General features: G+C 41.2%; 22 protein-coding genes. 19 read left to right on the top strand and 3 right to left on the bottom strand.

Going from position 1 to position 23371, the window contains the following annotated elements; genetic code table 11:
- Positions 1 to 42 precede the first annotated feature (42 nt).
- Positions 43 to 1344 (top strand): histidinol dehydrogenase, encoded by a 1302-nt coding sequence (hisD, locus tag B9T36_RS17890; RefSeq protein WP_162900311.1) that lies wholly within the window; start codon positions 43 to 45, stop codon positions 1342 to 1344.
- 174 nt (positions 1345 to 1518) lie between these two features.
- The gene (gene hisC, locus B9T36_RS17885; RefSeq protein WP_086210784.1) at positions 1519 to 2610 is read left to right on the top strand and encodes a histidinol-phosphate transaminase; all 1092 of its coding nucleotides are present in this window, start codon (positions 1519 to 1521) and stop codon (positions 2608 to 2610) included.
- A 72-nt stretch (positions 2611 to 2682) separates the two neighbouring features.
- Here hisC and pabB read toward each other — a convergent pair whose 3' ends face one another.
- The gene (pabB, locus tag B9T36_RS17880) at positions 2683 to 4032 is read right to left on the bottom strand and encodes an aminodeoxychorismate synthase component I (protein WP_086210783.1); all 1350 of its coding nucleotides are present in this window, start codon (positions 4030 to 4032) and stop codon (positions 2683 to 2685) included.
- Positions 4033 to 4286: 254 nt separating this feature from the next.
- Here pabB and B9T36_RS17875 point away from each other — a divergent pair, with 254 nt between their 5' ends.
- The 6 genes from B9T36_RS17875 to B9T36_RS17850 all read left to right on the top strand — a co-directional run bounded on the left by B9T36_RS17875 (position 4287) and on the right by B9T36_RS17850 (position 12299).
- Positions 4287 to 5240, top strand: a complete 954-nt coding sequence (locus tag B9T36_RS17875; RefSeq protein ID WP_086210782.1) for a DUF6160 family protein — start codon at positions 4287 to 4289, stop codon at positions 5238 to 5240.
- A 185-nt stretch (positions 5241 to 5425) separates the two neighbouring features.
- On the top strand, positions 5426 to 6259 hold the full coding sequence (locus tag B9T36_RS17870) for a C39 family peptidase (RefSeq protein ID WP_086210791.1): 834 nt from the start codon (positions 5426 to 5428) through the stop codon (positions 6257 to 6259).
- A gap of 64 nt (positions 6260 to 6323) precedes the next feature.
- On the top strand, positions 6324 to 7442 hold the full coding sequence (locus B9T36_RS17865; protein WP_086210790.1) for a hypothetical protein: 1119 nt from the start codon (positions 6324 to 6326) through the stop codon (positions 7440 to 7442).
- Between the two features lie 12 nt (positions 7443 to 7454).
- Entirely contained in the window at positions 7455 to 9119 is a 1665-nt protein-coding gene (locus B9T36_RS17860) for an OmpP1/FadL family transporter (RefSeq protein ID WP_086210781.1), read from the top strand.
- A gap of 5 nt (positions 9120 to 9124) precedes the next feature.
- Positions 9125 to 10360 carry a putative pilus assembly protein FilE gene (gene filE, locus B9T36_RS17855; RefSeq protein ID WP_171264506.1) on the top strand — a complete coding sequence of 412 codons (1236 nt, stop codon included), beginning with the start codon at positions 9125 to 9127 and terminating at the stop codon, positions 10358 to 10360.
- Between the two features lie 19 nt (positions 10361 to 10379).
- Positions 10380 to 12299: a flagellar protein FilF gene (locus B9T36_RS17850; RefSeq protein ID WP_086210779.1), complete on the top strand. Its 1920-nt coding sequence runs from the start codon at positions 10380 to 10382 to the stop codon at positions 12297 to 12299.
- A gap of 55 nt (positions 12300 to 12354) precedes the next feature.
- Here B9T36_RS17850 and B9T36_RS17845 read toward each other — a convergent pair whose 3' ends face one another.
- Positions 12355 to 12903, bottom strand: a complete 549-nt coding sequence (locus B9T36_RS17845; protein ID WP_162622349.1) for an NUDIX hydrolase — start codon at positions 12901 to 12903, stop codon at positions 12355 to 12357.
- A 124-nt stretch (positions 12904 to 13027) separates the two neighbouring features.
- Between B9T36_RS17845 and B9T36_RS17840 the strand changes: the two genes are divergently transcribed.
- From B9T36_RS17840 to B9T36_RS17800, 9 genes are all read left to right on the top strand, one after another.
- A complete protein-coding gene (locus B9T36_RS17840) occupies positions 13028 to 13630 on the top strand; it encodes a CoA pyrophosphatase (RefSeq protein WP_086210777.1) in 603 nt (200 codons plus the stop codon).
- A 23-nt stretch (positions 13631 to 13653) separates the two neighbouring features.
- Positions 13654 to 14184, top strand: coding sequence for a gamma carbonic anhydrase family protein (locus B9T36_RS17835; protein ID WP_086210776.1), 531 nt, complete (start codon positions 13654 to 13656; stop codon positions 14182 to 14184).
- A 129-nt stretch (positions 14185 to 14313) separates the two neighbouring features.
- Positions 14314 to 14979: a tRNA (adenosine(37)-N6)-threonylcarbamoyltransferase complex dimerization subunit type 1 TsaB gene (tsaB, locus tag B9T36_RS17830; RefSeq protein ID WP_086210775.1), complete on the top strand. Its 666-nt coding sequence runs from the start codon at positions 14314 to 14316 to the stop codon at positions 14977 to 14979.
- Between the two features lie 12 nt (positions 14980 to 14991).
- Positions 14992 to 15816 carry an undecaprenyl-diphosphate phosphatase gene (locus B9T36_RS17825; protein ID WP_086210774.1) on the top strand — a complete coding sequence of 275 codons (825 nt, stop codon included), beginning with the start codon at positions 14992 to 14994 and terminating at the stop codon, positions 15814 to 15816.
- On the top strand, positions 15810 to 16628 hold the full coding sequence (locus B9T36_RS17820) for a class I SAM-dependent methyltransferase (protein WP_086210773.1): 819 nt from the start codon (positions 15810 to 15812) through the stop codon (positions 16626 to 16628). The genes B9T36_RS17825 and B9T36_RS17820 overlap by 7 nt, the downstream gene beginning before the upstream one ends.
- A gap of 123 nt (positions 16629 to 16751) precedes the next feature.
- A complete protein-coding gene (locus B9T36_RS17815; RefSeq protein WP_078426258.1) occupies positions 16752 to 18128 on the top strand; it encodes a C13 family peptidase in 1377 nt (458 codons plus the stop codon).
- A gap of 23 nt (positions 18129 to 18151) precedes the next feature.
- Positions 18152 to 18988: an S-formylglutathione hydrolase gene (gene fghA / locus B9T36_RS17810; RefSeq protein WP_086210772.1), complete on the top strand. Its 837-nt coding sequence runs from the start codon at positions 18152 to 18154 to the stop codon at positions 18986 to 18988.
- A 125-nt stretch (positions 18989 to 19113) separates the two neighbouring features.
- Positions 19114 to 20223 (top strand): YjgN family protein, encoded by a 1110-nt coding sequence (locus B9T36_RS17805; RefSeq protein ID WP_086210771.1) that lies wholly within the window; start codon positions 19114 to 19116, stop codon positions 20221 to 20223.
- Between the two features lie 10 nt (positions 20224 to 20233).
- Positions 20234 to 21289, top strand: a complete 1056-nt coding sequence (locus B9T36_RS17800; protein ID WP_086210770.1) for a M48 family metallopeptidase — start codon at positions 20234 to 20236, stop codon at positions 21287 to 21289.
- A gap of 23 nt (positions 21290 to 21312) precedes the next feature.
- On the opposite strand, the gene B9T36_RS17795 is transcribed toward B9T36_RS17800, so the two are convergent.
- The gene (locus B9T36_RS17795) at positions 21313 to 21588 is read right to left on the bottom strand and encodes a DUF2218 domain-containing protein (RefSeq protein WP_086210769.1); all 276 of its coding nucleotides are present in this window, start codon (positions 21586 to 21588) and stop codon (positions 21313 to 21315) included.
- A 179-nt stretch (positions 21589 to 21767) separates the two neighbouring features.
- Here B9T36_RS17795 and rpe point away from each other — a divergent pair, with 179 nt between their 5' ends.
- Together rpe and B9T36_RS17785 are read left to right on the top strand one after the other, a co-directional pair.
- On the top strand, positions 21768 to 22454 hold the full coding sequence (gene rpe, locus B9T36_RS17790) for a ribulose-phosphate 3-epimerase (RefSeq protein ID WP_086210768.1): 687 nt from the start codon (positions 21768 to 21770) through the stop codon (positions 22452 to 22454).
- 432 nt (positions 22455 to 22886) lie between these two features.
- Positions 22887 to 23360 (top strand): hypothetical protein, encoded by a 474-nt coding sequence (locus B9T36_RS17785; RefSeq protein ID WP_086210767.1) that lies wholly within the window; start codon positions 22887 to 22889, stop codon positions 23358 to 23360.
- The last annotated feature ends 11 nt before the right edge of the window (positions 23361 to 23371 follow it).

Raw genomic sequence — 23371 nt, 5'->3', positions numbered from 1 at the left:
TACAGGAAACAAGGTAAACTAAAGCTTCCGTTTATTTTCATTGTGGATAAATTGATGCGACGTTTATCGACTCAAGATCAGAACTTTAAACAAGTCTTTGCTGATTTGTTGGCTTTTGAAACCGTGAGTGACCCAGAACTTTTAAAAACCGTAGATCAAATCATTGCTGATGTCCGTCAGCATGGTAATGCTCATGTTCTTAAACTCACTCAACAGTTCGATCGACATCCCGCGCATCAATTCTCAGATTTAGAGCTGACCCAAGAACAATTAAAAACCGCTTTTGATGGTTTGAGTAGCGAAGTTCGCGAAGCTTTAGAGCTTGCAGCAAATCGTATTCGTGAGTTTCACCAAGCACAGAAGCAAGAAGGCTGGACTTATGTGGATGCCTTGGGCAATACGCTCGGACAAAAGGTCACACCACTCGACCGTGTCGGGATTTATGTACCGGGCGGTTTGGCATCTTATCCGTCGTCAGTATTGATGAATGCTGTACCTGCACATGTCGCAGGTGTACCTGAAATTATTATGGTTGTACCTGCACCAAACGGCGAGTTGAATCCGCTGGTGTTGGCTGCCGCTTATTTAGCTGGTGTGCATCGTGTCTTCACTATTGGTGGGGCACAAGCAGTTGCAGCATTAGCTTATGGTACAGAAACGATTCCATCGGTGGATAAAATTACAGGGCCGGGCAACCGTTTTGTGGCTGCAGCGAAGCGTGCAGTATTTGGTCAGGTCGGTATCGACATGATTGCAGGGCCGTCTGAAATTTTAGTCTATGCTGAAGGCGTGAATAATGCAGAATGGTTGGCGATGGATTTATTGTCTCAAGCTGAGCACGATACTGTGGCGCAAGCTGTATTTATCACGCCAGATGCACAGTTGTTAAATGACGTAGAACAAGCGATTGAAGCACATTTACAAGCTTTACCTAAAGCGGAGATTGCACGTACTTCGATCGCCAACCGTGGTGCATTGGTGCTTGTGAAAGACCGTGCCGAAGCTGTTGAACTGATTAATCAAGTGGCGCCTGAGCATTTAGAGCTTTGCCTAGACGAAGCGCAGGAAATGGCCGAAGATATTCGCCATGCAGGCGCAATCTTCATGGGGCGTTATACCCCAGAAGCGATTGGTGACTATTGTGCAGGGCCAAACCACGTTTTGCCAACTTCAGGTACAGCACGCTTTTCCTCGCCGCTGGGTGTCTATGATTTCCAAAAGCGTTCAAGTTTGATTATGTGCTCTGAGCAAGGTGTGAAAACTTTGGCGAAAACTGCGGATATCTTAGCGCAACAAGAAAACTTAGATGCGCATGCGCGTTCAGCACGTTATCGTTATCAATAATATAAATTTAGATCCCTCATTTGTTCAGTAATGAATGTTCCTCTCCCTATGGGAGAGGTTAGGAGAGGGGAAAATATTTAATTCAGTTTGGGACATCATAAACCTTTCCCAAATCCTCTCCTAGAAGGAAAGGGCTTACAGAAAAGTAAGTTGAGTGCATAAATGAGATAGACAATGTCTAACATTACTACAGAACAAATGCGTTTTTGGAGCCCTGAAGTACGCGAATTAGAACCGTACGTACCAGGTGAACAACCGAAAATTCAAAACTTATTGAAGCTCAATACCAACGAAAACCCATATCCACCTTCACCAAAAGTAGTGGAAGCAGTTCAAGCGGTCTTGGCAAATTCTGCAGATGTACTGCGTTTATATCCAGATCCAGATGCTTCTGCGTTAAAGCAGGCGATTGCGAAACAACAACATGTTGCCGTTGAAAATGTCTTTGTCGGCAATGGTTCAGATGAGGTCTTAGCGCATATTTTTAAAGCTTTTTTTGTGCAAGAGCTGCCTGTGCTTTATCCAGATATTACTTATAGTTTTTATCCTGTTTATAGCCAATTTTTTGGAGTCAAAACCAAAATTTTGCCACTTAATGATGACTTTGAAATCGTGGTGGATGACTATAAGCAAGCCAATGGTGGCATTATTATCACCAATCCAAATGCACCAACCAGTATAGATATCGGTTTGGTAGCTATTGAGGAAGTACTTCAAGCTAACCCAAATTCAGTCGTGGTGATTGATGAAGCTTATGTGGATTTTGGTGCAGAGTCTGCGGTCAGTTTGGTGGAAAAATATGAGAATTTGGTGGTGTGTCAAACGACTTCAAAATCTCGTTCATTGGCAGGCTTACGTGTAGGTTTTGCGATTGCTCAGCCGCATTTGATTGCTGCCTTAGAAGCGGTGAAGAACAGTTTTAACTCTTATCCGATGGACCGTTTTGCGATTGCCGCTGCGGTTGCATCATTTGAAGATCAAGCTTATTTCGAAGCACAAAATCAAAAAGTCATAAAGAGTCGTGAACGATTGGTTGAACAATTGACCGTGCTGGGCTTTAACGTTTTGCCATCGAGTGCCAACTTTATCTTTGCATCATTGTCGAGCAAAGATGCAGGTGAATTAGCGGCTGAATTACGCGAACAAGGTATTATTGTACGTTATTTCAATAAACCGCGTATTAACCAGTTTTTACGTATCACGGTTGGAACTGATGAACAAAATCAGCGTCTTGTCGATACATTGAAAAATGATATTTTAAAATAACTTTTCAGTGAATTTGCCCGTGGAAAAAGTGAACCGTCATTGATGTGAAGGTTCACTTTTTTATTTTGGTGGCTATTCGACATCCTGTTTTACAAAGGTATTGAGTAAATTAAGAAGGGCGGAGACCTTGTCAAAGCATTCTTGATATTCAGCCTCACACTCTGATGCAATGGTGATTCCGCCACCAGCCCAAAGTGAAAGTTTGTCCTGTGATTTTTGGATTGAGCGAATCAGAATGTTCCAAGAGCCCGTACCATCGAAATTAAAATACCCCATTGAACCGCAGTACGCTCCACGTGGAGCACTTTCCAGCTCGTCAATAATTTGCATAGCCCGAATTTTAGGTGCACCTGTAATTGAGCCACCGGGCAGTGCAGAGAGTAAAACATCAAAGGGATGAATATCTGCTCTAAGTGTGGCTTCAACTTCGCTGACCATGTGGTGGACTTGGTTAAAACTTTCAATATTAAACAGCTTAGGTGTTTTGACTGAACCTGTTTCAGCATAAACGCTTAAATCATTTCGCAATAAATCTACGATCATTACATTTTCAGCTTGGTCTTTTTCTGAAGCCATCAAACGTTGTTTTGATTGTTCATCTAATATTGGATCTGCATAGCGGGGCATTGTCCCTTTAATTGGTTTTGTGACAATTTTCCGCTGTTCTTTAAAGTCGATAAACAGTTCAGGAGAGCAGCTTAGAAGTTCAAAATCATCAAGACGTAAGTATCCTGAATAGGGTGCATCCGTGAGTTTCCAAAAATGCTCAACGGCGCTGAGTAACTGACCTTCTGCGTTAGCTGTGAATTCTTGTGTGAGATTAATTTGATAGCAATCGCCCGCTTTAATGTACTCTTGCACCTGCTGAAATGCCTGCTGGTATTGGGTTTGGGTCCAGCGAGCTTGGCATGTGGATTGAAGCTGTAAAGGCGAGGGAAGAACAGGCATTGTACTGATGCATTGTTCTATTTTGCTGAAAATACGTTCTGCTTGCGGATCTGTACTATAAAAGACCCAGCCTGCATTGCTCCATTTGAGATAAGTGCTATATAGCCCTAAAAATAAGCTGGGTTGAGACTTTATTTGAATGTTAATTTGTTTTTGTGCTGCATAATCATAACTAATAAATCCAATGATCCCCCCATTGAAAGAATCTGTTTTGGAAGTAGATATTGGTTTGATTTCGGTAGAAAGTTCACTTGCCTGATCATCAGATATGTAACAAAAATCAGCAGTACGTTGAAAGAAAAAGTGCTGTTTTTCCTGAAAAACTTGATAACGCTCAGGCAGGAAAGCAATGACAGGTGCATCTACATTTTGTAAATAGACTAACTGCGTGAGATCATTCAAGGCATGCAATAGTCTTGATACTGAAATGCTAGAATCACAGATTGTCTTTTTAAATGATGGGTTTAGAGTCATGCTAACGCAAATAGAGTCAAAAAATTCAGGCTATTTTACCGCATTGTGAGTATGTGCACAGCGTAAATACCGTTTATCGGTAAGCTGGGGATTACGACCAACAGCAGTTGATCAAAAAAGCACGCACATATAACTTAGTTCTGGCAGTTAGGTCACTCAAGGATAGATGTTGATACTGGGTCAAAATAAAAAAAACAGTAATTAACATCGAGTGACTGGTATCACAAAAATAAAGCTCTTAGGAGAGGAACAAGATGAAAATTATTACTAAACTTGCTTTAGTTTCTTCAATGGCAATCAGTGCAAATGCAATGGCAATGCAAGCAATGGATGACGCTTCGCTCAGTGCCGCTACAGGTCAAGATGGTTTAAATATCGGCATCGGTATTTCTAAAATCGAAATTGGTAAAGTCTTTGTCCACGATAATGATGGTCTAGCAGTTGCAAATGGCGGTACTGCCAAAGCTGGTGCTATTGTGATTCAAGGAAATGGTAAAGCGGGTGATGTGCTCGAAAATCACGGTATTATTATCGGTGCAAACTATGACAACGCGGGAGCATACTTACTGCCTTCTCGTAACTTGGCTGATCTGCAAATTGACTCTGATGCAAACGGCGGTAATGCATTTATTAACGTTGCAGCTCAAGTTTCTGGTTTAGATATTAAAATTGGTCAAATTGGTGTCGTGGCTTCAGCTGATATACCAACTACAGGGGCAACATCTATCCGTCGTGGTGGTACAGGTACTGTAAACCCAATCTTAAGTGGCTTATCACTTAAAACGGGTCCAATGTCCGCAAATATCCAATTGGGTGCTGCACCGCAAGGCGCAATGATCCAATTGAACGCAACGATGGTGGGTGGTTTAGAAATTAAAGACTTGGGTATCTTAGATAACTCAACAAAAACAGCAACACGTGCTGCAGGTGAAATCTTTGTTGAAAGTATTAAAGTTGCAGATGCTAATTCTCTTGATTTAACGCTAAATCAAAAAATTAGCGTGATTGGTGAAGAAGGTGCGAATAAGGGCTATATTCGTATGATTAGCACAAGCGGTGCGCACGATACTTATGTTAAAGGTGTGCATTTAGGTAGCCGTGGTGCTGCGTCAATTGGTGATGTAGAAGTTCAAGGTATGCAAACATACTTTAGTCCTGCTGCTGGTGTATATATGCCAGGTGCTGTGATTACTATTTCTGGGCACTAAGCTTAGAACTAAAAAAAGCGCGTGAATTCACGCGCTTTTTTTCTAAAATATATTCATAAAAAATACAAAAAAGACTATTTTTTTTTAAGAAAACGCAGTATCTTCTTGAATGTATGGATATAGAGTATTAACTCTAAAAACAAAAAATGGGCGGGATGCCTAAATTATTAAAAAAAGTAAAAGCTATGTTAGAGATCGCATTGGGCTCAGCAATGATGTATTACTTTGCCACCGAAGCCTTTGATATAAAGAAGAAACCTGCGGAAGCGGTTTACTATACTGAAGTTCTAGATTCTCGGAATGCATCTTTTACAAGAATGCACCATGAACCAGTCTTAATTAATCCTGCTGTCGAAGACCAATTTCGAGGGATTGTTCGTCAAGCCTATGACTATAGTTGTGGTTCAGCTGCACTGACGACACTCATTAATGGTTATGTCGGTGCTCAACTTACAGAACAGCAAACTATGGATGGCTTGCTTCGCTATGGGGAGTATGAGCGCATCATTGAACGTCGTAGTTTTTCTTTATTGGATATGAAGCGTTTTGTGACCGCACTTGGTCTAGAAAGTGGAGGATATAAAGGGGAGTTTGAGGATCTGGTTAAACAGGGTCAACCCGCAATTGTTCCAATTTCTTATGCCGGTTTTAAGCACTTTGTTGTGTATAAGGGCTATAAAGATGGTCGAGTGTATGTTGCTGATCCTGCACTGGGAAACATTAGTTTTGATGAGCAGCGTTTTAAGGATATTTGGGAAAACAACACACTGTTTTTAATTAATGTAGCCCCTGAGAAACGAAAAAATATGTTGGCTTTACAAGAGGCTGATATGCGACATGTCGATGATGCTACTGTCAATCGTTATGCATTGGTCGATATCCAATACCCTCAACATTACATGGGAAAAATAGCTGATCGGGCCTCAACAATTCGCCTAGAGCGCAATAAAAATAAAGAGTCGGAATACTATGGACAGCCGACATATAATTTTCTCAGGCTTTATTACAAAAACAAATAAAGTGTGAAAAAAATTAAAACAAGAACAATTGGTGGTAGGTAAAGGGACAATGATGAATAAATGGATGAATAAGACACTGCTCGCAGTAAGTGTGCAGATGATTCTTGGGGTGGCTTATGCAGCAGAAGAACCAACTTTGGGGGGCTATGAAGCTGTCAATGAGAATGTTGCAGTAGAACAAGCGACTGTTCAGCCTCAAGATACTACTGTATCTGAAGCACAAGTGGTTGCTCAGAGTGGCAGTAATGAGCAAGCAGCTTCTTCTGCTTTACAACAACAGGAAGGAGATGCAACCAAAGAGACGAATCTTCAAGAAGTATTTACTTCTAATGAACGTCAATATTCATTGATTAAACAAGGTGAAATTTCATCTTATTACGACATTGATTATACCTACTACCGAGATACTCAACTCGATCTGGAAATGGCACAAGGACAGCTTTATCAGCTTCGTGTCCAAGAAAATGCAACTCATAGTTTGACCAATACCTTCACAGCCCAATATGGTTTGAGAGATAACTTAACCTTAACGGCTTCATTGCCTTTGGTTGCTAAAACAGATTTATTAAAAGATACCTCTACGGCTGGGCTAGGGGATATTTCTTTTGGTGCTCGTTGGGAACCCTTCCCACTTAAAGCTGGTCGTCTACCTTTGATTTTATTCGGTAATATTTCGACTAAAACAGGCGATAGTCCTTATGAAATTAATGCCACTTCAGACTTAGCAACGGGTAAAGGATATTATTCGGCAGGTGTTGGAGCAAGTACACGTAAGTATATTGATCCTGTGGTGTTGTTTGCCTCCGTTTCTGCTAACTATGGTTTTAAAGAGTCTGGTTTAGATCAGCGCCGTGGTAGCCGCGTGATTGAAGAATTTGAACCTGGAATTAGTGGTGGTTTTGCCGTAGGTTTTGCTTACTCGTTTAACTACGATGTATCAATGACAATGTCCTACCAACAGAGTTTCAATACGGGTGCGGAGTTTAAGTATAGCTCTGGTGAAAGTTATTCCCCAGCAGATCAAACCAGTTCAACGTTTGCTATTTCACTTGGGGTACGTGTTTCACCTGAAACAATTGTGAATGGCACGGTCGGTCTAGGTTTGACCGAAGATGCACCTGATGTATCACTCGGTTTATCTTTCCCGTTAGATATTCTTGGTTTTGGAAAAAAGCTTAAATAAAAGGGCAGTCGTATGAACAATCTTCGACTTAGCCCTTTGGTGTCTGCCATATTATTAACGGGCTATTCTAGTGTTACCTTTGCCGCTTTGGGGCAAAACCTATCAGTTGATATTCGCTCTTTGTCCATGGGGAATGCTGTGACCGCTGATCCTCCTGGAATCAGTGCGATTCATTTTAACCCAGCAGCCTTAACCAAGATTGAAGGCTTGCAGACAGATGTACAAGGAATTGTTGCTGATTTTAATATCGAGCGAGAATTTACTGTTCCAGCTGGTTATAACGTTTTTGGTTATTCTGATGACCCAATGGTCTGTAACGATGGACCTGAGGTTGATGCTGATATTTGTACTGATTTTAAAGGCTCAGTTCGAGGAGATGTTGAATACCCAAGCCTATATGTCCCAGGCTTAAAGAAAATGGTGGACTTAGGTAAAGGTATGCCAGTTGCTGCCCCTACGGCGGGTATTGCCTATACCCCTCCTGGATCCAAAATGACATTTGCAACCGCAATGTATGCACCTTTAATTGCAGGCTTTGGGGCTGAAGATGGCAATCCTGGTAACTTTATGGGGCAACAGGTTGCGTTAGAGCGGATTACATATTTATCTCCATCTATGGCTTATCAAATCAATGATCAACTTTCGATTGGTGGTTCAATCGGTATGTCATATCAAGCACTAGCATTGAAAAATGATTTGCGTTTTCCCAATGAGTTAATTGGGATGCTAAGAATGATAGATGATGTTGTATGTACACCATTCAAAGAAAATTCAGATGTGATTACCGATATTTTATTATTGGGTATGTGTAATGCCAAAGAGGGAATGAATCCTTTTGGGCTTTTTGGAAAATTAGATCTTTCAGTTGAGCAGACACTGAGTCCATCCTATAACCTAGGTGTGCTTTGGGAGCCAACAGAAGACTTTAGCTTTGGTGTGGTTTATCAGAGTGCTGCCAAAATGAGGATGAAAGGTCGCTATCACATTGAAAATACGAAAGCACCACGTGAGTTGATTAACGGTTTAATGTCATCCCCGACAGGGCAAATTTTAGCTGCAATTTTAAGTTTTCCAAACTCTATACCAGCAAGTGAGTCTGGTTTAGTGTCAATGGAGTTGGAATATCCTGCACATTTCCAAACAGGGATTAAGTATAAGCTTTTACCTGATTTACAAGTGAATATTGATGTCGGTTGGACTGATTATAGAGCATGGAATAAGTTTAAGTTTGAGTTCGATCGTGAAGTTTCAGCACTCAAAATTGCAAAACTGCTTTCGGCAAATATTACAGATAATAGTTTGGCACTGCCTTTAGAGTTTGAGTCACCATGGAACTATGGTATTGGGCTTGAATATTCCGTTACAGACCGTTTGAAGCTCCGCGCTGGTTATGAGCCACGCACCAGTGCAATTCCAGATGGTAAGCGAAACACTATGGTTCCTATTAATAATGCACGTTTGTTTGGTTTAGGTGTAGGTTATCGGTTTGATGCAGATACCGATGTGGATTTGTCGATTGGATTTTTACAAAGCCGAGATAAAATTCCAGCAAATACCAGTAGTTTAGCGAACCAAACTGGGGTGAATAATATTTTATTAAATCCATACGCGGGTTTGAATGTAAAAACAGATACAACCATTACGATTTTAGGGTTGAACTATAGATCAAGGTGGTAAGCACATTGAATACAAGAAAACGGATTTTATTGTCTACATCATTTTATATCTTGAGCTGTGCTTTTAGTATTGGTTTTGCGGGCGAGTTTTTTACGATTATTGGTCCAGATGGAAGACCGATGGTTGTTCAACGCAAAGCAAATGAGGTACAAGCGAAGCCACCCTTGCAAGAAACCAAACGTATAGACGTTATGAAGCCTGAGGTAAATCTAGTCATACCTCAGCCTAGTCTATCTACATCTTCACCACAGTCAGTACCATTGAAACCTCAACAACAAGTGATTAAACAGCAAGCACATACGATTAAAGCAGGTGTAACCCAAGCTAAGGGTGTTCCTGGAGTGAAACAAGTAGATCCCTCAGTTCCTCCTCATGCTGAACAGCTACAGCATGAAAACCAATTTCAAGGACAGCAAAAAACGGTCGAGCAAAGCCCGTTGATAAAGGCAAAGCAAGAGGCTTTACCAATAACTCAACCTGTTGTGATCAAAGCAAATACCACAGCTGCGGTAGCCAATGAAGTGGCACCTGTACCGTCAACAATGTTTAACCAAATGGATGGTACCGAGTATGTACGAAATGAATATTTGGAAGATCGTGAATTTAATTTGGAGGGTAAAAAACGTTTTTATACTATGCCTGAGGGGGTCATTGACCATAAAACAGGAGCTACCCGTTTTCAGGTTATTGAACGAGAAAAAGGGGTAAGTAAGTCTGTTCTGAACTCCATATTAAAACCGAAACAAAAAGAAAACTTAGTACCGATTGTGCTTGCATCGACATATTACAGAATGCCTAAACAAGACACGATTGAGAGTTTGGGACAAATTTGTTTTAACGATAAGAAGGTGGAAAAAGCCAAAACTTTGCAGGTTAATCATGATATTAACGTTTGGCCAAAAAAACCGTTAAAAGAAAAATTTGAGTTCGAAATTATCAAAATTGAGAACAATGTTCAAAATATACAATTGAATTCTTATGCCTCAAGACAAAATGATCCCACCTTTTATTGGCCTTTTGCTGTGTTTTTAGATGAAAAGGCCTGTGTCATTGAGGGAGCGGGGGGATTTAAAAACGATGAGAACTCATCTTCAATGTTATCTCATGGAATGATCGCAGGAACTCTACATGTACCTGAGCAAAGTCATTATTTACTTTTGACCCCACTTTCCTCAGCTATAGATGTTGAGCATAAAGTGTTAACCAATCATGGACAGTTAAAACTCATCGCAATTCGCTAAAAATAAATAGAGTACGAAAATGAAAAAACAAATGTTATGGCCGTTTACTTTGTCCACCTTGATGGTTGCGTTGACGGGTTGTGGTGGTGAAAGTGCAAATGTGAAATCAGAGCCAAACCACGTGAATTCTGTTAATGGCAGTTGCTTAGTTCAGGACAAAAATTGTGTTGAGTTTGCTTTAGACTATCCTATTGATGGGATCAATTTTGTTTGTAGTAGCGATCCTGATAATACCTATATCACACTCATAGAACCGAAAACCAATGCAGCAACAGGGCGTTGCTCTGAAGGCGACAAAGTTCATTTTTTCTTGACAGGAAGTTCAGATAAGCAAGTTGAACTTGGTACAGTTCCCTTGTCTGAGATTGGTAATGTAAGTACTGTTTCAGCGGCTCTTCCCCGCCTCAGTATTTTAAATATGGCAAAAGCTATCAATAGTGATATAGCTGCAACGAGTTTAAGTCCAGCAGATAAAACTGTACAAATTGCGATGTCTTTAGCAAAAATTTTTCAGGCACTTGGAATAGAGCGTAGTGCAGGGGTAGCTGGAGATGTGCAACCTTTTAGTATCCCAACTGCTAAGAAAGAAGAGCTTTCTAAACTTTTAGCTTCTATTTCTGCAGATGATTATGTGTCAGGAGCTTATGCAGATAAAATTAAACTATGGATAGATGTCAGTCAAATTAGTAATGATGATGCTTTTAAAGTGGTGCAAACATTGGTTCTGATGAATAATTCAGCGACTTATCAAGCCGACTTTCCAATCTTTACAAATGCATTGTCTGAAAGTACAGGGATTGGCTTACCGCAAGGCTTATATGGATGTAATGCTACTGACTGTAAAAGTAATCCCGCCAACCTTCGTCATTTAATTGGTAGTTTTTTAATCTTAACCGATCGGCAAGGTTATACTTTTGGCTCAGGGGTACAGTGGCGTGGTCCATTAAAACAACAACTAGGGAGCGATTTGGCAACGAGTGTCACTGTTGATTTATTGAAAAATATTGAACCAGTCAAAATGAATGCATTGGCGCAAACATCGTGGATTAGCCCGTTGACTAAAAGCATTCAACAACCCTTTAAATTTAATTTGAGTGACCCAGATTCTAGTGACTTTACCATTAATCAGGGCAAGCTTTTTAACGATTATATGATTGCTGGAACAGAGAGTTTCTACAAGCAACTTACGAAGTCGACAACAGGTAGCCCATCTTCTTATGGTTTATGGCAACAAAATTATGGTACGGATACTTTTAAGGGTTCCTTTGATGTATTTAAGATTTTCCCGATTGGCTATTTAGATAATGATGTTTTTAAGTCTAAAAATAATGTTGAATCTGGTCAGAAATATATTTTCCCGCTTTATGCTAATTTGATTTTTACTGGCAAAGATTCGAGTGAAAAAGTGACTTTAGGAATTGCAATTGATGAGTCGGGAGATATTCGTACCGATATGCAGTCCAATACCAATAAGGCAACAGCTTGCACACCACTGACCAGCACAAGTGAAACGCTGATGACTGGTACCAATCAAGTGCAATATCGGATTGGGACATTAGGGGCAACCGATACAACAAATAAAGCCGTAACGTTCCGAATTCTATTGGCAAATCCAACATTTGAAAGCATTGATGGTGTGGCTATTGGTGTAAATACGAATATTGTTACTGACGTAGATAGTAATGGGAAACAAAGCTCTACAGTGAGTGGTGGGGCACGTATTAATTTGGCGAATTTACTCTCTGCAAATGCCAATGAAAGTGCTTATATTTCACTTAGTGATTTTGGTGGTGCGGGTGTGAAATGGACCAATATCTACAAATCGTATTTAAATGCGTATTATGAGAAAAATAATATTGCCAATCGCGCAGCAGCAGCTTTCCGTGAAGGTGATGTTTCTATTGAGATAGCAGATTGTTATCGTGTCTTACAGAAATAACCCCGTATAAAGATGAAAGCCCATCACTGATGGGCTTTTTTTATTTCTATGAGCATTAACCAGTATGGTCTAAACGTGTGCCCAGTGTTTCAAGATGCATCGTAAATAGATTACTTTTACGGTCAGCAAAATAATGGCGTAATGTATGTTCAACACTAGGAAAAGCTAGCTCTGACCATGGTATTTCATGTTCTTCGAATAAACGGCATTCAATACTTTCTTCGCCTGCACCAAATTTACCATCTACTAAATTGGCTTTAAATAAAACGTAAATTTGACCAATACGTGGAATATTGTACATACAATACAATTGTTCGATTTCTACCTCAGCTTCAGCTTCTTCTCGCGTTTCACGTGCAGCGCCTTGCTCCATGGTTTCGAACAATTCCATATAACCTGCGGGTAAGGTCCATAAACCATAACGTGGTTCAATGGCACGACGGCATAATAAGACTTTATTTTCCCAAAGTGCAAGTGCACCACAAATCACTTTAGGATTAACATAATGAATAGCGTTACATGAGGTGCAAACACGACGCAATTGATGGTCACCAAGAGGGATTTGTTCAGTTGTTTTCTGCCCACAATTGCTACAAAAGTCCATATTCATCATCAATGATAAAGTTCAGACTCAGCATAACTGAAAAATTAAATTTTGGCATCATTTCTCTTTTTTCAGTATGAAATTCAGCTATGATGAAAAAAAGAAAGATTAGAGATGACGTGGAATGGATGAACACTCATTAACACACATATTGCAACAACAATTACGGTTTTCAAGAAAAATTAAATCGGCAGATGCAGCTGTGTTAATCGCGATCACCAATGAAGCAAATCCCAAAGTTCTACTGACTCGTCGCTCAGCTTATTTGTCTAATCATGCTGGAGAGGTCTCTTTTCCAGGGGGAAAAAGAGACCCTCAAGATACCAGTAATATTGTCGTCGCCTTACGTGAAGCCTATGAAGAAACGGCATTGAATCCTTTTGATGTACAGTTATTAGGTGATTTGCCGATGCAAAAAGCCCGTAATGGCATGCTTGTTAAACCCGTAGTTGGCCTGATTCCACCTGAAGTTGAACTGGTGGCTCAACCGACAGAAATTGATCGTATTTTTTTTGCCTCGTTAAAACAACTGATGGAAGTACCTGCGGTGCCTTATGAAGTTCGCTTTGCTCATCAGTCGCTCTATTTCCCCAGTATGCGGGTGGAAAATGAAATTGTGTGGGGGCTCACTGCACGCATGCTAGTTGCATTGTTTCAATATGGTTTGGACTACCATAAAGAATGGCCATTTTTAGTCAATTCACCGACATTTCGGTTGCCCAAGTAAGTTTAATATTTTAAGGAAGAGATATGCTGTACAAATTTAAAGATCATGCACCGCAAGCCACGTATCAACCTTGGGATGGTTGGGTTGCTGAAAATGCCACAGTGATTGGCCAAGTTCAATTGGGACGGCAGGTCAGTATTTGGTTTGGAGCAGTCGTACGTGCAGACAATTGTAGTATTCGTTTGGGTGACTTTACCAATGTTCAGGAAAATGCAGTTTTACATACCGATGCTGGAATTGAAATGAATATTGGTCATTATGTCACCATTGGGCATCAAGCTATGTTGCATGGTTGCACCGTGGGGGATAACAGTCTGATTGGGATTAATGCGGTGGTTTTAAACAATGCCGTGATTGGAAAAAATTGTATTATTGGCGCCAATGCACTGATTCCTGAGGGTAAAGTCATTCCAGATAATTCCCTAGTCATGGGTTCACCCGGTAAAGTCGTCAAAACTTTGGATGAAGCAGCGGCAGCCAGATTAAAAATGAGTGCCTTGCACTATGCTGAACACTTTAAACAGTTTATGGACTTAGAGCCTGCACATTTATAAATCTGCTTTTTAAAGTATAGCCTAGATTTGTCTAGGCTTTTTTATATCTACTTTGAGAACAACTCGCCTAGTGCTTTTGAGTGGAGTATCATAGCCACGTTTTTATAGATTAAATCATTAAGGTTGTGCATGAAAGTGCTGGCATTGGAATCTGCAAATGAGCAGTGTTCCGTCTCTATTGTAGATGAAAATCAAGAACTTTTTTTCCAATTGGATACGCGCGCAAAAGCACAAACGCAAACGATTCTTCCAATGATTGAGCTAGGTTTTCAACAGTTGGGTTTAAAGACAGAAGATTTATCTTGTATCGCTTTTAGCCGTGGTCCCGGTTCTTTTAGTGGCGTTCGTATTAATGCCGCAGTGACTCAAGCTTTGGCATGGTCAAATGATTTACCTGTGGTTCCTGTCTCAACTTTACAGGCTCTGGCTCAAGCTGCTCATCGTGTACATGGATTAATGGAAGTAACAGCAGTTTTAGATGCGCGAATGAGTGAGGTCTATATTGCAAGTTTTCAATTAGATGCAGACGGCATCATGCAAGCGACCAATGAAGAGCAACTTTTAAACTATGCTGATGCGACGGCCTATGCTCGCTTTACGTTAGTCGGTTCAGGCGCAACCTTAATTGACCCATCACAAATACAATACAAAGATATCAGCGCAAGTGCGCAAGATATTGCCACAATTGCACGCAAGTTTGCACAGCAACAACAATGGGTCAGTGCTGAATTGGCACTTCCAGTCTATTTGCGTGATAACGCTTGGAAAAAAATCCCAGAACAGGGTAAAGCATAATTAGGGTTTTTTATGGATCTTTTACTGCTGCTCAAAGCAGCAATTATGGGTATTGTTGAAGGTATTACCGAGTTTTTGCCCATTTCAAGTACAGGACATTTAATTTTAGCTTCTGAACTCATGAATTTTTGGACCAAAGAAAAAAGTGATGTCTTCGTGATTGCCATTCAAATGGGGGCAATTGCAGCCGTTATTTATGAATATTGGGCACGTTTGTGGGGGGCGGCAACGGGCATTTTTAGTGGCGAGCCCCAAGGTCGTCGTCTCGGAGTTGGACTCATTTTAGCGTCGATTCCTATTGTGCTGATTGGTTTGACCTTAGGTCAGACGGTGAAAGAGCTTTTATTTAATGATATTGCCATTGCCATCGGTCTGATTGTGGGTGGTTTGATTATTATTTGGATTGAAAAGCATCCACCACAAGAGCGCGTGCATGAAGTTGAAGACCTAAGTGTGAAAGATGCGATGTGGATTGGTCTGATTCAAGTGCTGTCTTTAATCCCAGGTACATCACGTTCGGGGGCAACCATTATTGGCGCGATGTTCTTAGGTGTATCGCGTAAAGCGGCGACTGAGTTTTCATTCTTCTTGGGTATTCCAGTAATTATTGGTGCGGGTCTTTTAGATTTGTACCAAAGTGCACATGTGTTTGATGGACAACAAGATTGGATCGTATTGGCAACAGGCATTATTGTTTCTTTTGTCTCAGCTTTACTGCTGATTCGTGCTTTAGTTGCTTATGTGGCGAAGCGTGATTTCATGATTTTTGCATGGTATCGCATCGCTTCAGGCTTAGTGATTCTATTGTTTGCCTTTACAGGTTGGAAGTTATGGTAAGCCCAATGCGCTTATATGTGGAACAAGAGCATTTAGAAAAAGCACAGCACTATGTTGCTGTGCTTTTTTCTCGTGGTGTAGATGTCAGCATCGAAGTCGCCGAGAAGCTAAATGCACGTTTTTTCCGTTTTCACCCTGAACTGGGGTTGTGTGCCGATGCCGATGGGCTTTGGCTTTGTGCCAATGGCATGAAAATGCAGCCAGATTGGAAAGCAGAAGTTCCACGCTTAAAACGTGCATCGTTGAAGTCTGAAATGATTGCGCGTGCTTGCCACTTGACTGAAAAACCGAAATTGATTGATGCAACGGCAGGGCTTGGGCATGATTCATTGCTCATGGCATATTTGGGGGCCAATGTCACTTTAGTAGAACGCCATCCCATTTTATTCACCTTGCTAGAGTCAAGTAAGGAACAGGCTTTGCAGGATGCATTTTTAAACTCTGTGGTGAGTCGAATTGACTTGGTTTTTTCAGATTCAGCGCAGTATTTGCAGCAACAAGCAGAACAGGGCAATACGGTTGATGTGGTTTATCTGGACCCGATGTTTCCGCAACGGGATCAAAATCAGCAAGCAGTGAAAAAACAGGCGCAAGTGAAAAAGCAAATGCAGCTTTTACATATGTTATTGCCAGAAGATGGCGAAATGGATTTGGGTGATCCTCTGCTTGGCTTGGCACAAAAAGTGGCAAAACGGGTGGTGGTCAAACGTCCGCGCTTGGCCGTATTTTTGGCAAATCAAGAAACCACTCATCAGTGGCTGGGGGATGCATGCCGTTTTGATGCCTATTTTCAGCATGAACGCTTAGACTGAAGTGGAAGATTGCTTCAAAAGTATGCAAAGATTTGTTATATAGTTAAAAACATCATTGATAAAATGCTGATCAAGCATAAACTTAGTGTGTCCCTACGCAAGTCACAATTTAATTAGAATCTTATGATCGACTTCAAACCTTCCATCAACTTTTGGCATGATTTTAAAAGCAACCAAACTGCGGGGATGTGGTTGTTTCTAGGTTCACGACGCTCTTTGCAAATTGTCCATCCTTCGATTATGCAGCTCATTTTTTGGGGGATTTTAGGCGGCTCAGCCAATACTTTATTTAGCTGGTTGAGTGCAGGAGAGATTGGTGACTTTAACCCGCAAGGTTTGGTCAGTTATGCGCTTTGGCCCTTTATTGCCCTGATTGTTGGGATTTTTCTGTCTCAACGGGTGAATAATCCACGTTTGATGTTGGTACCAGCACTCCTTTGGTTGGTGCTGGATACGCATATCGCGTTATTACAAAGTTTTATCCAATATTTGGGCATGATTGATGTCTTGCCTTATTTCTTCTACGACTATCTGCCGAATGTGTTCATGGTGCTGTTTGTCTGGCAGAGTTTGGCTGTGGTGTGGGTGTTTTCCCGTGAGCTGAAATGGCCATGGTGGGAGCGTGCTCTGATTGTCTTGGCCACGCTGTTTACTCTTGTGGTTTGGCAAATGTCAGTGACCAGTCAGCCGATTTGGAAGGTAGAAGAAACGCCACCAACCTTTGCAGAAGATGCTTTCTATGCACAAAGTCGTTTATTAAATAAAGCACTTGAGTCTGTGCAATATGGCGAATTTGCGCAGTCACATTGGTACTTCCTTGGGGTAGCGGGAGCGAGTTATCAAGATGTATTTCGTTCGGAAGTCGAGCGAATTAAAGAACAATTCGATACCCGTTTTGGTACGTTGGGTCGTTCGATGATGCTGGTGAATAATCCTGCAACACGCACAGAAATTCCGATAGCCTCTAAACATAGTATTGAAATGGCGTTGCGCCGTATGGGGCAGCAGATGAACCGTGAAAGTGATGTGTTATTTTTATATATGACCTCGCATGGTTTACCAAACCAGTTCGAAATGGAAAATGCACCTTTAGACTTAACACAGGTCGACCCGAAATGGTTACGTGAAACTTTAGATGCATCGGGTATTCGCTGGCGTGTGATTGTGATTTCCTCGTGTTTTTCAGGTAGTTTTGTGCCTGCATTGCAAAATGACAATACTTTGATCATTACCGCATCGGCAGCAGATCGTCAGTCTTTTGGATGTACCAATGAAGCCGATTATACTTATTTTGGTCGGGCGTTCTTTGATCAGGCGATGCGTGAGCAAAACAGCATAGAAACGGCGTTTAGCCAAGCACAAAAAACCGTGAGCCAATGGGAAACAGCACAAGGTTTTGAACCGTCAGAACCACAATGGTCGATGGGTAAAAATATGGAGCTGATGCTTCCTCAACTTGAACAGCGCTTGTTCCCACCTAAAGCTGTTGCAACCCCTTAATTTGGATCTAAAAAGGAACCTTGATGGAATTAGTACAATCTAACCGTAGTTTTGATGGTGAACAGCGTATTTACCGATTTAATTCCATCAGCCTCCAAGGTGAGAGCAAGTTTGGTATTTATTTACCTGCCCAAGCGTTAGCAGGGCAAGCTTGTCCAGCCTTATTTTACTTAGCGGGATTAACCTGTAGCGAAGAAACTTTTGCCATTAAAGCGCATGCACAGCGTTTAGCAGCACAACTAGGTCTGATTTTGGTAACGCCTGATACTTCACCCCGTGGTGAACAGGTCGCGCAAGGTGATCATTGGGATATTGGGCAAGGGGCAGGTTTTTATATCAATGCAACCCAAGCGCCGTGGGCTGAGCATTTCCAGATGGAAAGCTATGTCGCTGAAGAACTGTATGATCTCGTGATTCAGCAGTTTGCCGTACAAGCTGAGCGTATCGGTATTTTTGGGCACAGCATGGGCGGGCATGGTGCTTTAACCTTGGCCTTGAAATATCCTGAGAAATTTAAGTCTGTGTCTGCTTTTGCCCCGATTTGTGCACCCAGCCAATGTCCTTGGGGCGAAAAAGCATTTTCAAACTATTTAGGTTCAGATCAAGCTGAATGGCTAAACCATGATGCAACTGCTTTAGTACAAACAAAAACTGCTCAATTTGCCGATATTTTAATTGATCAGGGTTTGAGTGATCAATTTTACAGTCAGCTTAATCCTGCATTATTTCAGCAAGCCTGTCAGGCTGTGGGTCAGCCACTAACCCTTCGTGAACATGCAGGCTATGACCATGGTTATTACTTTATTCAAAGTTTTATTGATGACCATTTACAGTTTCACGCGGTACAGCTTGAATCTTAAATATTGATTTGTAATATTTATTCTTAATTTTTGACTAGAAATCATCCAATACTGGCATTAACATGGTTGGGTGATTGATTGATGTGCTTAAAAAATAAAACAGTAAAATAATAGATAGGGTATACATGCAAAACTCTGAGGCATCATTGCCACCTGTAGAGGCTTCTTTTGAAGCAAGTTGGCCACCTCCGCCAGTCGTCCCAGCGGATGAACCTAATACATACTTAGGTCAGACCTTTCGTTTCCAGTTCAAAGGTAATGCTAGAGAGTACTTTGGCATTTGGATTGTGAATATTCTACTCACGATTGTGACCTTCAGTTTATATGCACCTTGGGCAAAGGTTAGACGCTTACGCTATTTTTATGGCAACACTGTATTTTATGCGCGTAAGTTTGATTTTACTGGAGTACCGACACGGATTTTAATTGGTCGAATTATTGCATTGGGCGTGTACTTTGGTGCTTCAGCTTTGGCTAAGGTTTCACTGACTGCAGCGCTGATTGGTTTTGTTCTGATTTTTTTATTGGTGCCATGGTTGCTACGTTCCACTATTCGCTTTCGTGCCAGAAACAGTAAATTTGGCAATAGCCGCTTTTATTTTACAGGCACAACCAAAGAAGCCTATATCTTGGCGCTGAAAGGCATTTTGATTTACATCTTTACCCTCGGGATCTTTTTCCCAGTGCTGTTTTGGTATTTTAAAAAATACACGATGGATAATTTACAACTGGGGCAGTTACGTTTTGAGCTACATGCCGATTGGCCTGACTATATGCGTGCCATGTATGTCCCGGTGTTTTTGTTTATTGGAATCGTCTTTGTTTTAGGATTATTCGTTGTCTTCACCCTTCAAGTGGGGAGCAGTTCTCCAACCCAGTTTGGGATCATTGTGGCAGCGATTTATATGATTGCTGCTTTTATGATTTGGCCGCTGATGATGGCGCGAATTTTTATTACCACATGGAATAAAGCCACTTTGGGGCGTAGTCCTTTCCAAACGGACTGTGGTCAGATGCATTATGCATGGATCGTAATGACCAACTGGATTTTAAAAATTCTCTCGCTTGGTTTGTTGTCGGCATGGGCCGCAGTACGTTTATATCAGTATCAAATTGAGTCATTAACTTTAACCCTAAAAAATGATCCAGACCGTATGTACAATTTGGCTCAAGATGACCCGAATGCCATTGCTGAAGAACTGAGTGATATTTTTGACATCGACATTTCGTTGTAACGAGGCTTAAATGCAGGAACAAGATATCACCTTTTACGATGGACAAATCTCAAAACCGTATCCCGCGACGATTTCTCCAATTGACCGCGAAACAGTGTTGATTTGTTATAACCAGCAGCAGCGCCGTTATTATTATGCCGATATGCAGTTGATTGGGGCCTTGGGGCAGATACAACCTGTGATTGAGTTGAAAGATGATGCACGGATTGAATTTCCACAAGCATTGCCTGACTGGTTTGAGCTGAACAAAAAGCATGTACAGCATTCGATTTGGAAATTAGAACGCTCCCCAAGTCTCATCTTATTTAGTGTGATGTTTGTTGCCGCTTTCATCTTCGCCATTTTAAGGTGGGGCATTCCAAGCGCAGCGCATTATGTTGCGATGCAACTGCCTGAGGACACTATTTATCAACTGGGAGATGAAGCACAAGAACAAGTGTTCAATATGACGGCGCCTTCGACTGTACCCGTATTACGTCAAAAACAAATCATAAAAAGCTATCAGGATCTTGTTGCCAATGGTCGGCCTGCCAAAGTCTTATTTCGTTCAGGTGGAAAAATTGGAGCCAATGCTTTAGCTATTCCAAACAATACGATTATTTTGACCGATGAACTGGTTAATTTAGCCAAAGATGATCATGAAATTATTGGGGTGTTAGCGCATGAACAAGGGCATTTGGTTGAGCGACATAGTCTACAGCAAGCCTTATCCAGTTTAGGTTTTAGTGTGCTGTTGATTGCGGTGACGGGAGACAGTTCGGCCTTATTTACAACTTTGCCTGTGGCTTTGGTGGGTGCAAGTTATTCACGTAATTTTGAAAGTGATGCTGACTTGTATGCCATGCAAGTGCTGGATAAAAATCATATTTCCAGCTTACATTTGGCAAACTTTTTAGCGCGTATGGAAGTCGAAGCACGTGGCGAAGAAGAAGAAAAACAGCCACAAGAGAAGTCTAAGGAAGAGGAGGACGGTGGCATTGGTTCATTTTTCCAAAGTCATCCAGCGACTCAAGAGCGTATCGCAGCTATTCGTCAGTTTATAATCAACAGCAACAACGTTGATTAAACAGATTCAATTTAGCCACTTACTTAAACTTGTGTCCACGTGGCTGTAAGTGGTTGTTGCCCCATACGAATCAGATGATCTAAGACGACGTGTTCTAAGTGACTCAGTTTATCTTCACTTGCCTCAATGCTGACATGTAAATGCTCGGCTTGAGGGCTTAATAACACGCGTGCTTCAGGCATGATAATACCAAATGTCGTTGTTTCTTGTTCAATATCAAATTTGTGTTTCCAGTGATTCACCAGTCGTTTTGCAATTCGAGCTGCATCTGTCGTGACAATATCTGCTGTACTTTTCATATTTACCTCGTTGATTGATCTATCAACATAGCAGTTTCATCGCAAATGGAAAGTTGAATGTTGCAACGCTATGTTGCAAATTTAGAAAGCTTGGGGCTTTCTTTTTTGACAAGTCTGCAGTTCAAAAGCTGAATTTGCTATAATACCTCTATTCCCTTTTGTATAAGCCAGGTACACGCATGTCCAAGCCTTATTTAATCGCACCATCTATTCTATCTGCTGACTTTGCTCGTTTAGGTGAAGATGTTGAACATGTACTTGCAGCAGGTGCAGATGTGGTTCACTTCGATGTGATGGATAACCACTATGTGCCAAACCTGACTTTTGGTGCGGGTATCTGTAAGGCCCTCAAGAATTACGGCATCAAAGCTCCGATTGATGTGCATTTGATGGTCAAACCTGTCGATCGTATGATTGGTGACTTCTTGGAAGCTGGCGCGGACATTATTACTTTTCACCCAGAAGCTACTGATCATATCGACCGTTCTTTACAGTTGATTAAATCTGGTGGCGCAAAAGCAGGTTTGGTCTTTAACCCAGCAACACCGCTCCATTATTTAGATTATGTACTGGATAAAGTCGATCAAATTTTGTTGATGAGTGTGAACCCAGGTTTCGGCGGTCAAAAATTTATTCCGATGACTTTAGACAAACTCCGTGAAGCACGTAAAATTATTGATGCTTCAGGTCGTGATATTCGCTTAGAAGTCGATGGTGGTGTGTCGCCTGCAAATATCCGTGAGATTGCGGAAGCAGGTGCAGATATGTTTGTTGCCGGTTCGGCTATTTTTGGAAAACCAGATTATAAAGCTGTGATTGATGATATGCGCTCAGAGCTTGCAAAAGTCGGTGCGGTAAAGGTTTAAGCTCACAGGTATAAATACATAATGGGTTGTGGATAACTTTGTGGGTAAGCTAGTGGATATCTGTGTTGATAACCACGTGGATAACTTGATTAATATTCAAACGTTTACACAGCAATGGTTTAGTATTTAGACATTAAATGTATAAAAAGGACTCGTTTAAGTCCTTTTTTATGTCTTGAATAGTTGATTTTCACTGATGCTTTATTCAACTTTGCTTAAAAATGGCACTGTTTAAAAAATAACTTTCTTGTTTAAGTCTGCTGGGAGACTAAACCCTCACAGTCATTGAATTTAAATTTATAATCTTGTGTATAAGCCATTCTTTGCTTATCCTGTAAGGAATCAGCTAAAAAATGTAAGCCATTTACTGGCGATAAACATTTGATCGTGCTTAGATACCACCTTCCATTCACTGACTTAATAGGATTGATTGTGCGTTCATTGCTCAAGTCACATTCTTGGTTTGTCTTACTCATTACCTTGGTAATGGGGTGGAGTGGTATTGCCCAAGCTTCGGCGGCGCCGATGCATCAAATGATGCAACTCAGTATGCAGGTTGCAACCAGTGAGCAAAGTTCAGCGCATGCAACAGGCATGCAAACCATGCCAGACTGCCATCAAGCGAAATCATCGAGTCCAGCCTCTGGACATCAAATGCATATGGCTCAAGCCGATATGGCAGCGAAGAGCAACTGTCATGTGTCGGATGTAATGCAAAGCAATCAAGTTCAGTGTCAGGAGTGTGCACATTATCACTGCCAAACGACACTGACACTTTTAGATGTTGAACCCCTCGTATTGGTTCAGCTTGAAGCTGCTGTAGCACAATCAACCCCGCATTTTCGCTATCACGCTCAACATTTAGTGGGCTATTGGCAAGAAATTCTACGTCCTCCTAAAGCCTAATCCTGATTTTT

It is taken from the genome of Acinetobacter sp. ANC 4204 (assembly GCF_002135205.1).
In the GTDB taxonomy this organism is placed as follows: domain Bacteria; phylum Pseudomonadota; class Gammaproteobacteria; order Pseudomonadales; family Moraxellaceae; genus Acinetobacter.
The sequence above is the reverse complement of the archived record's forward strand: the minus strand, read 5'-3'. Positions and strand labels throughout refer to the sequence as shown.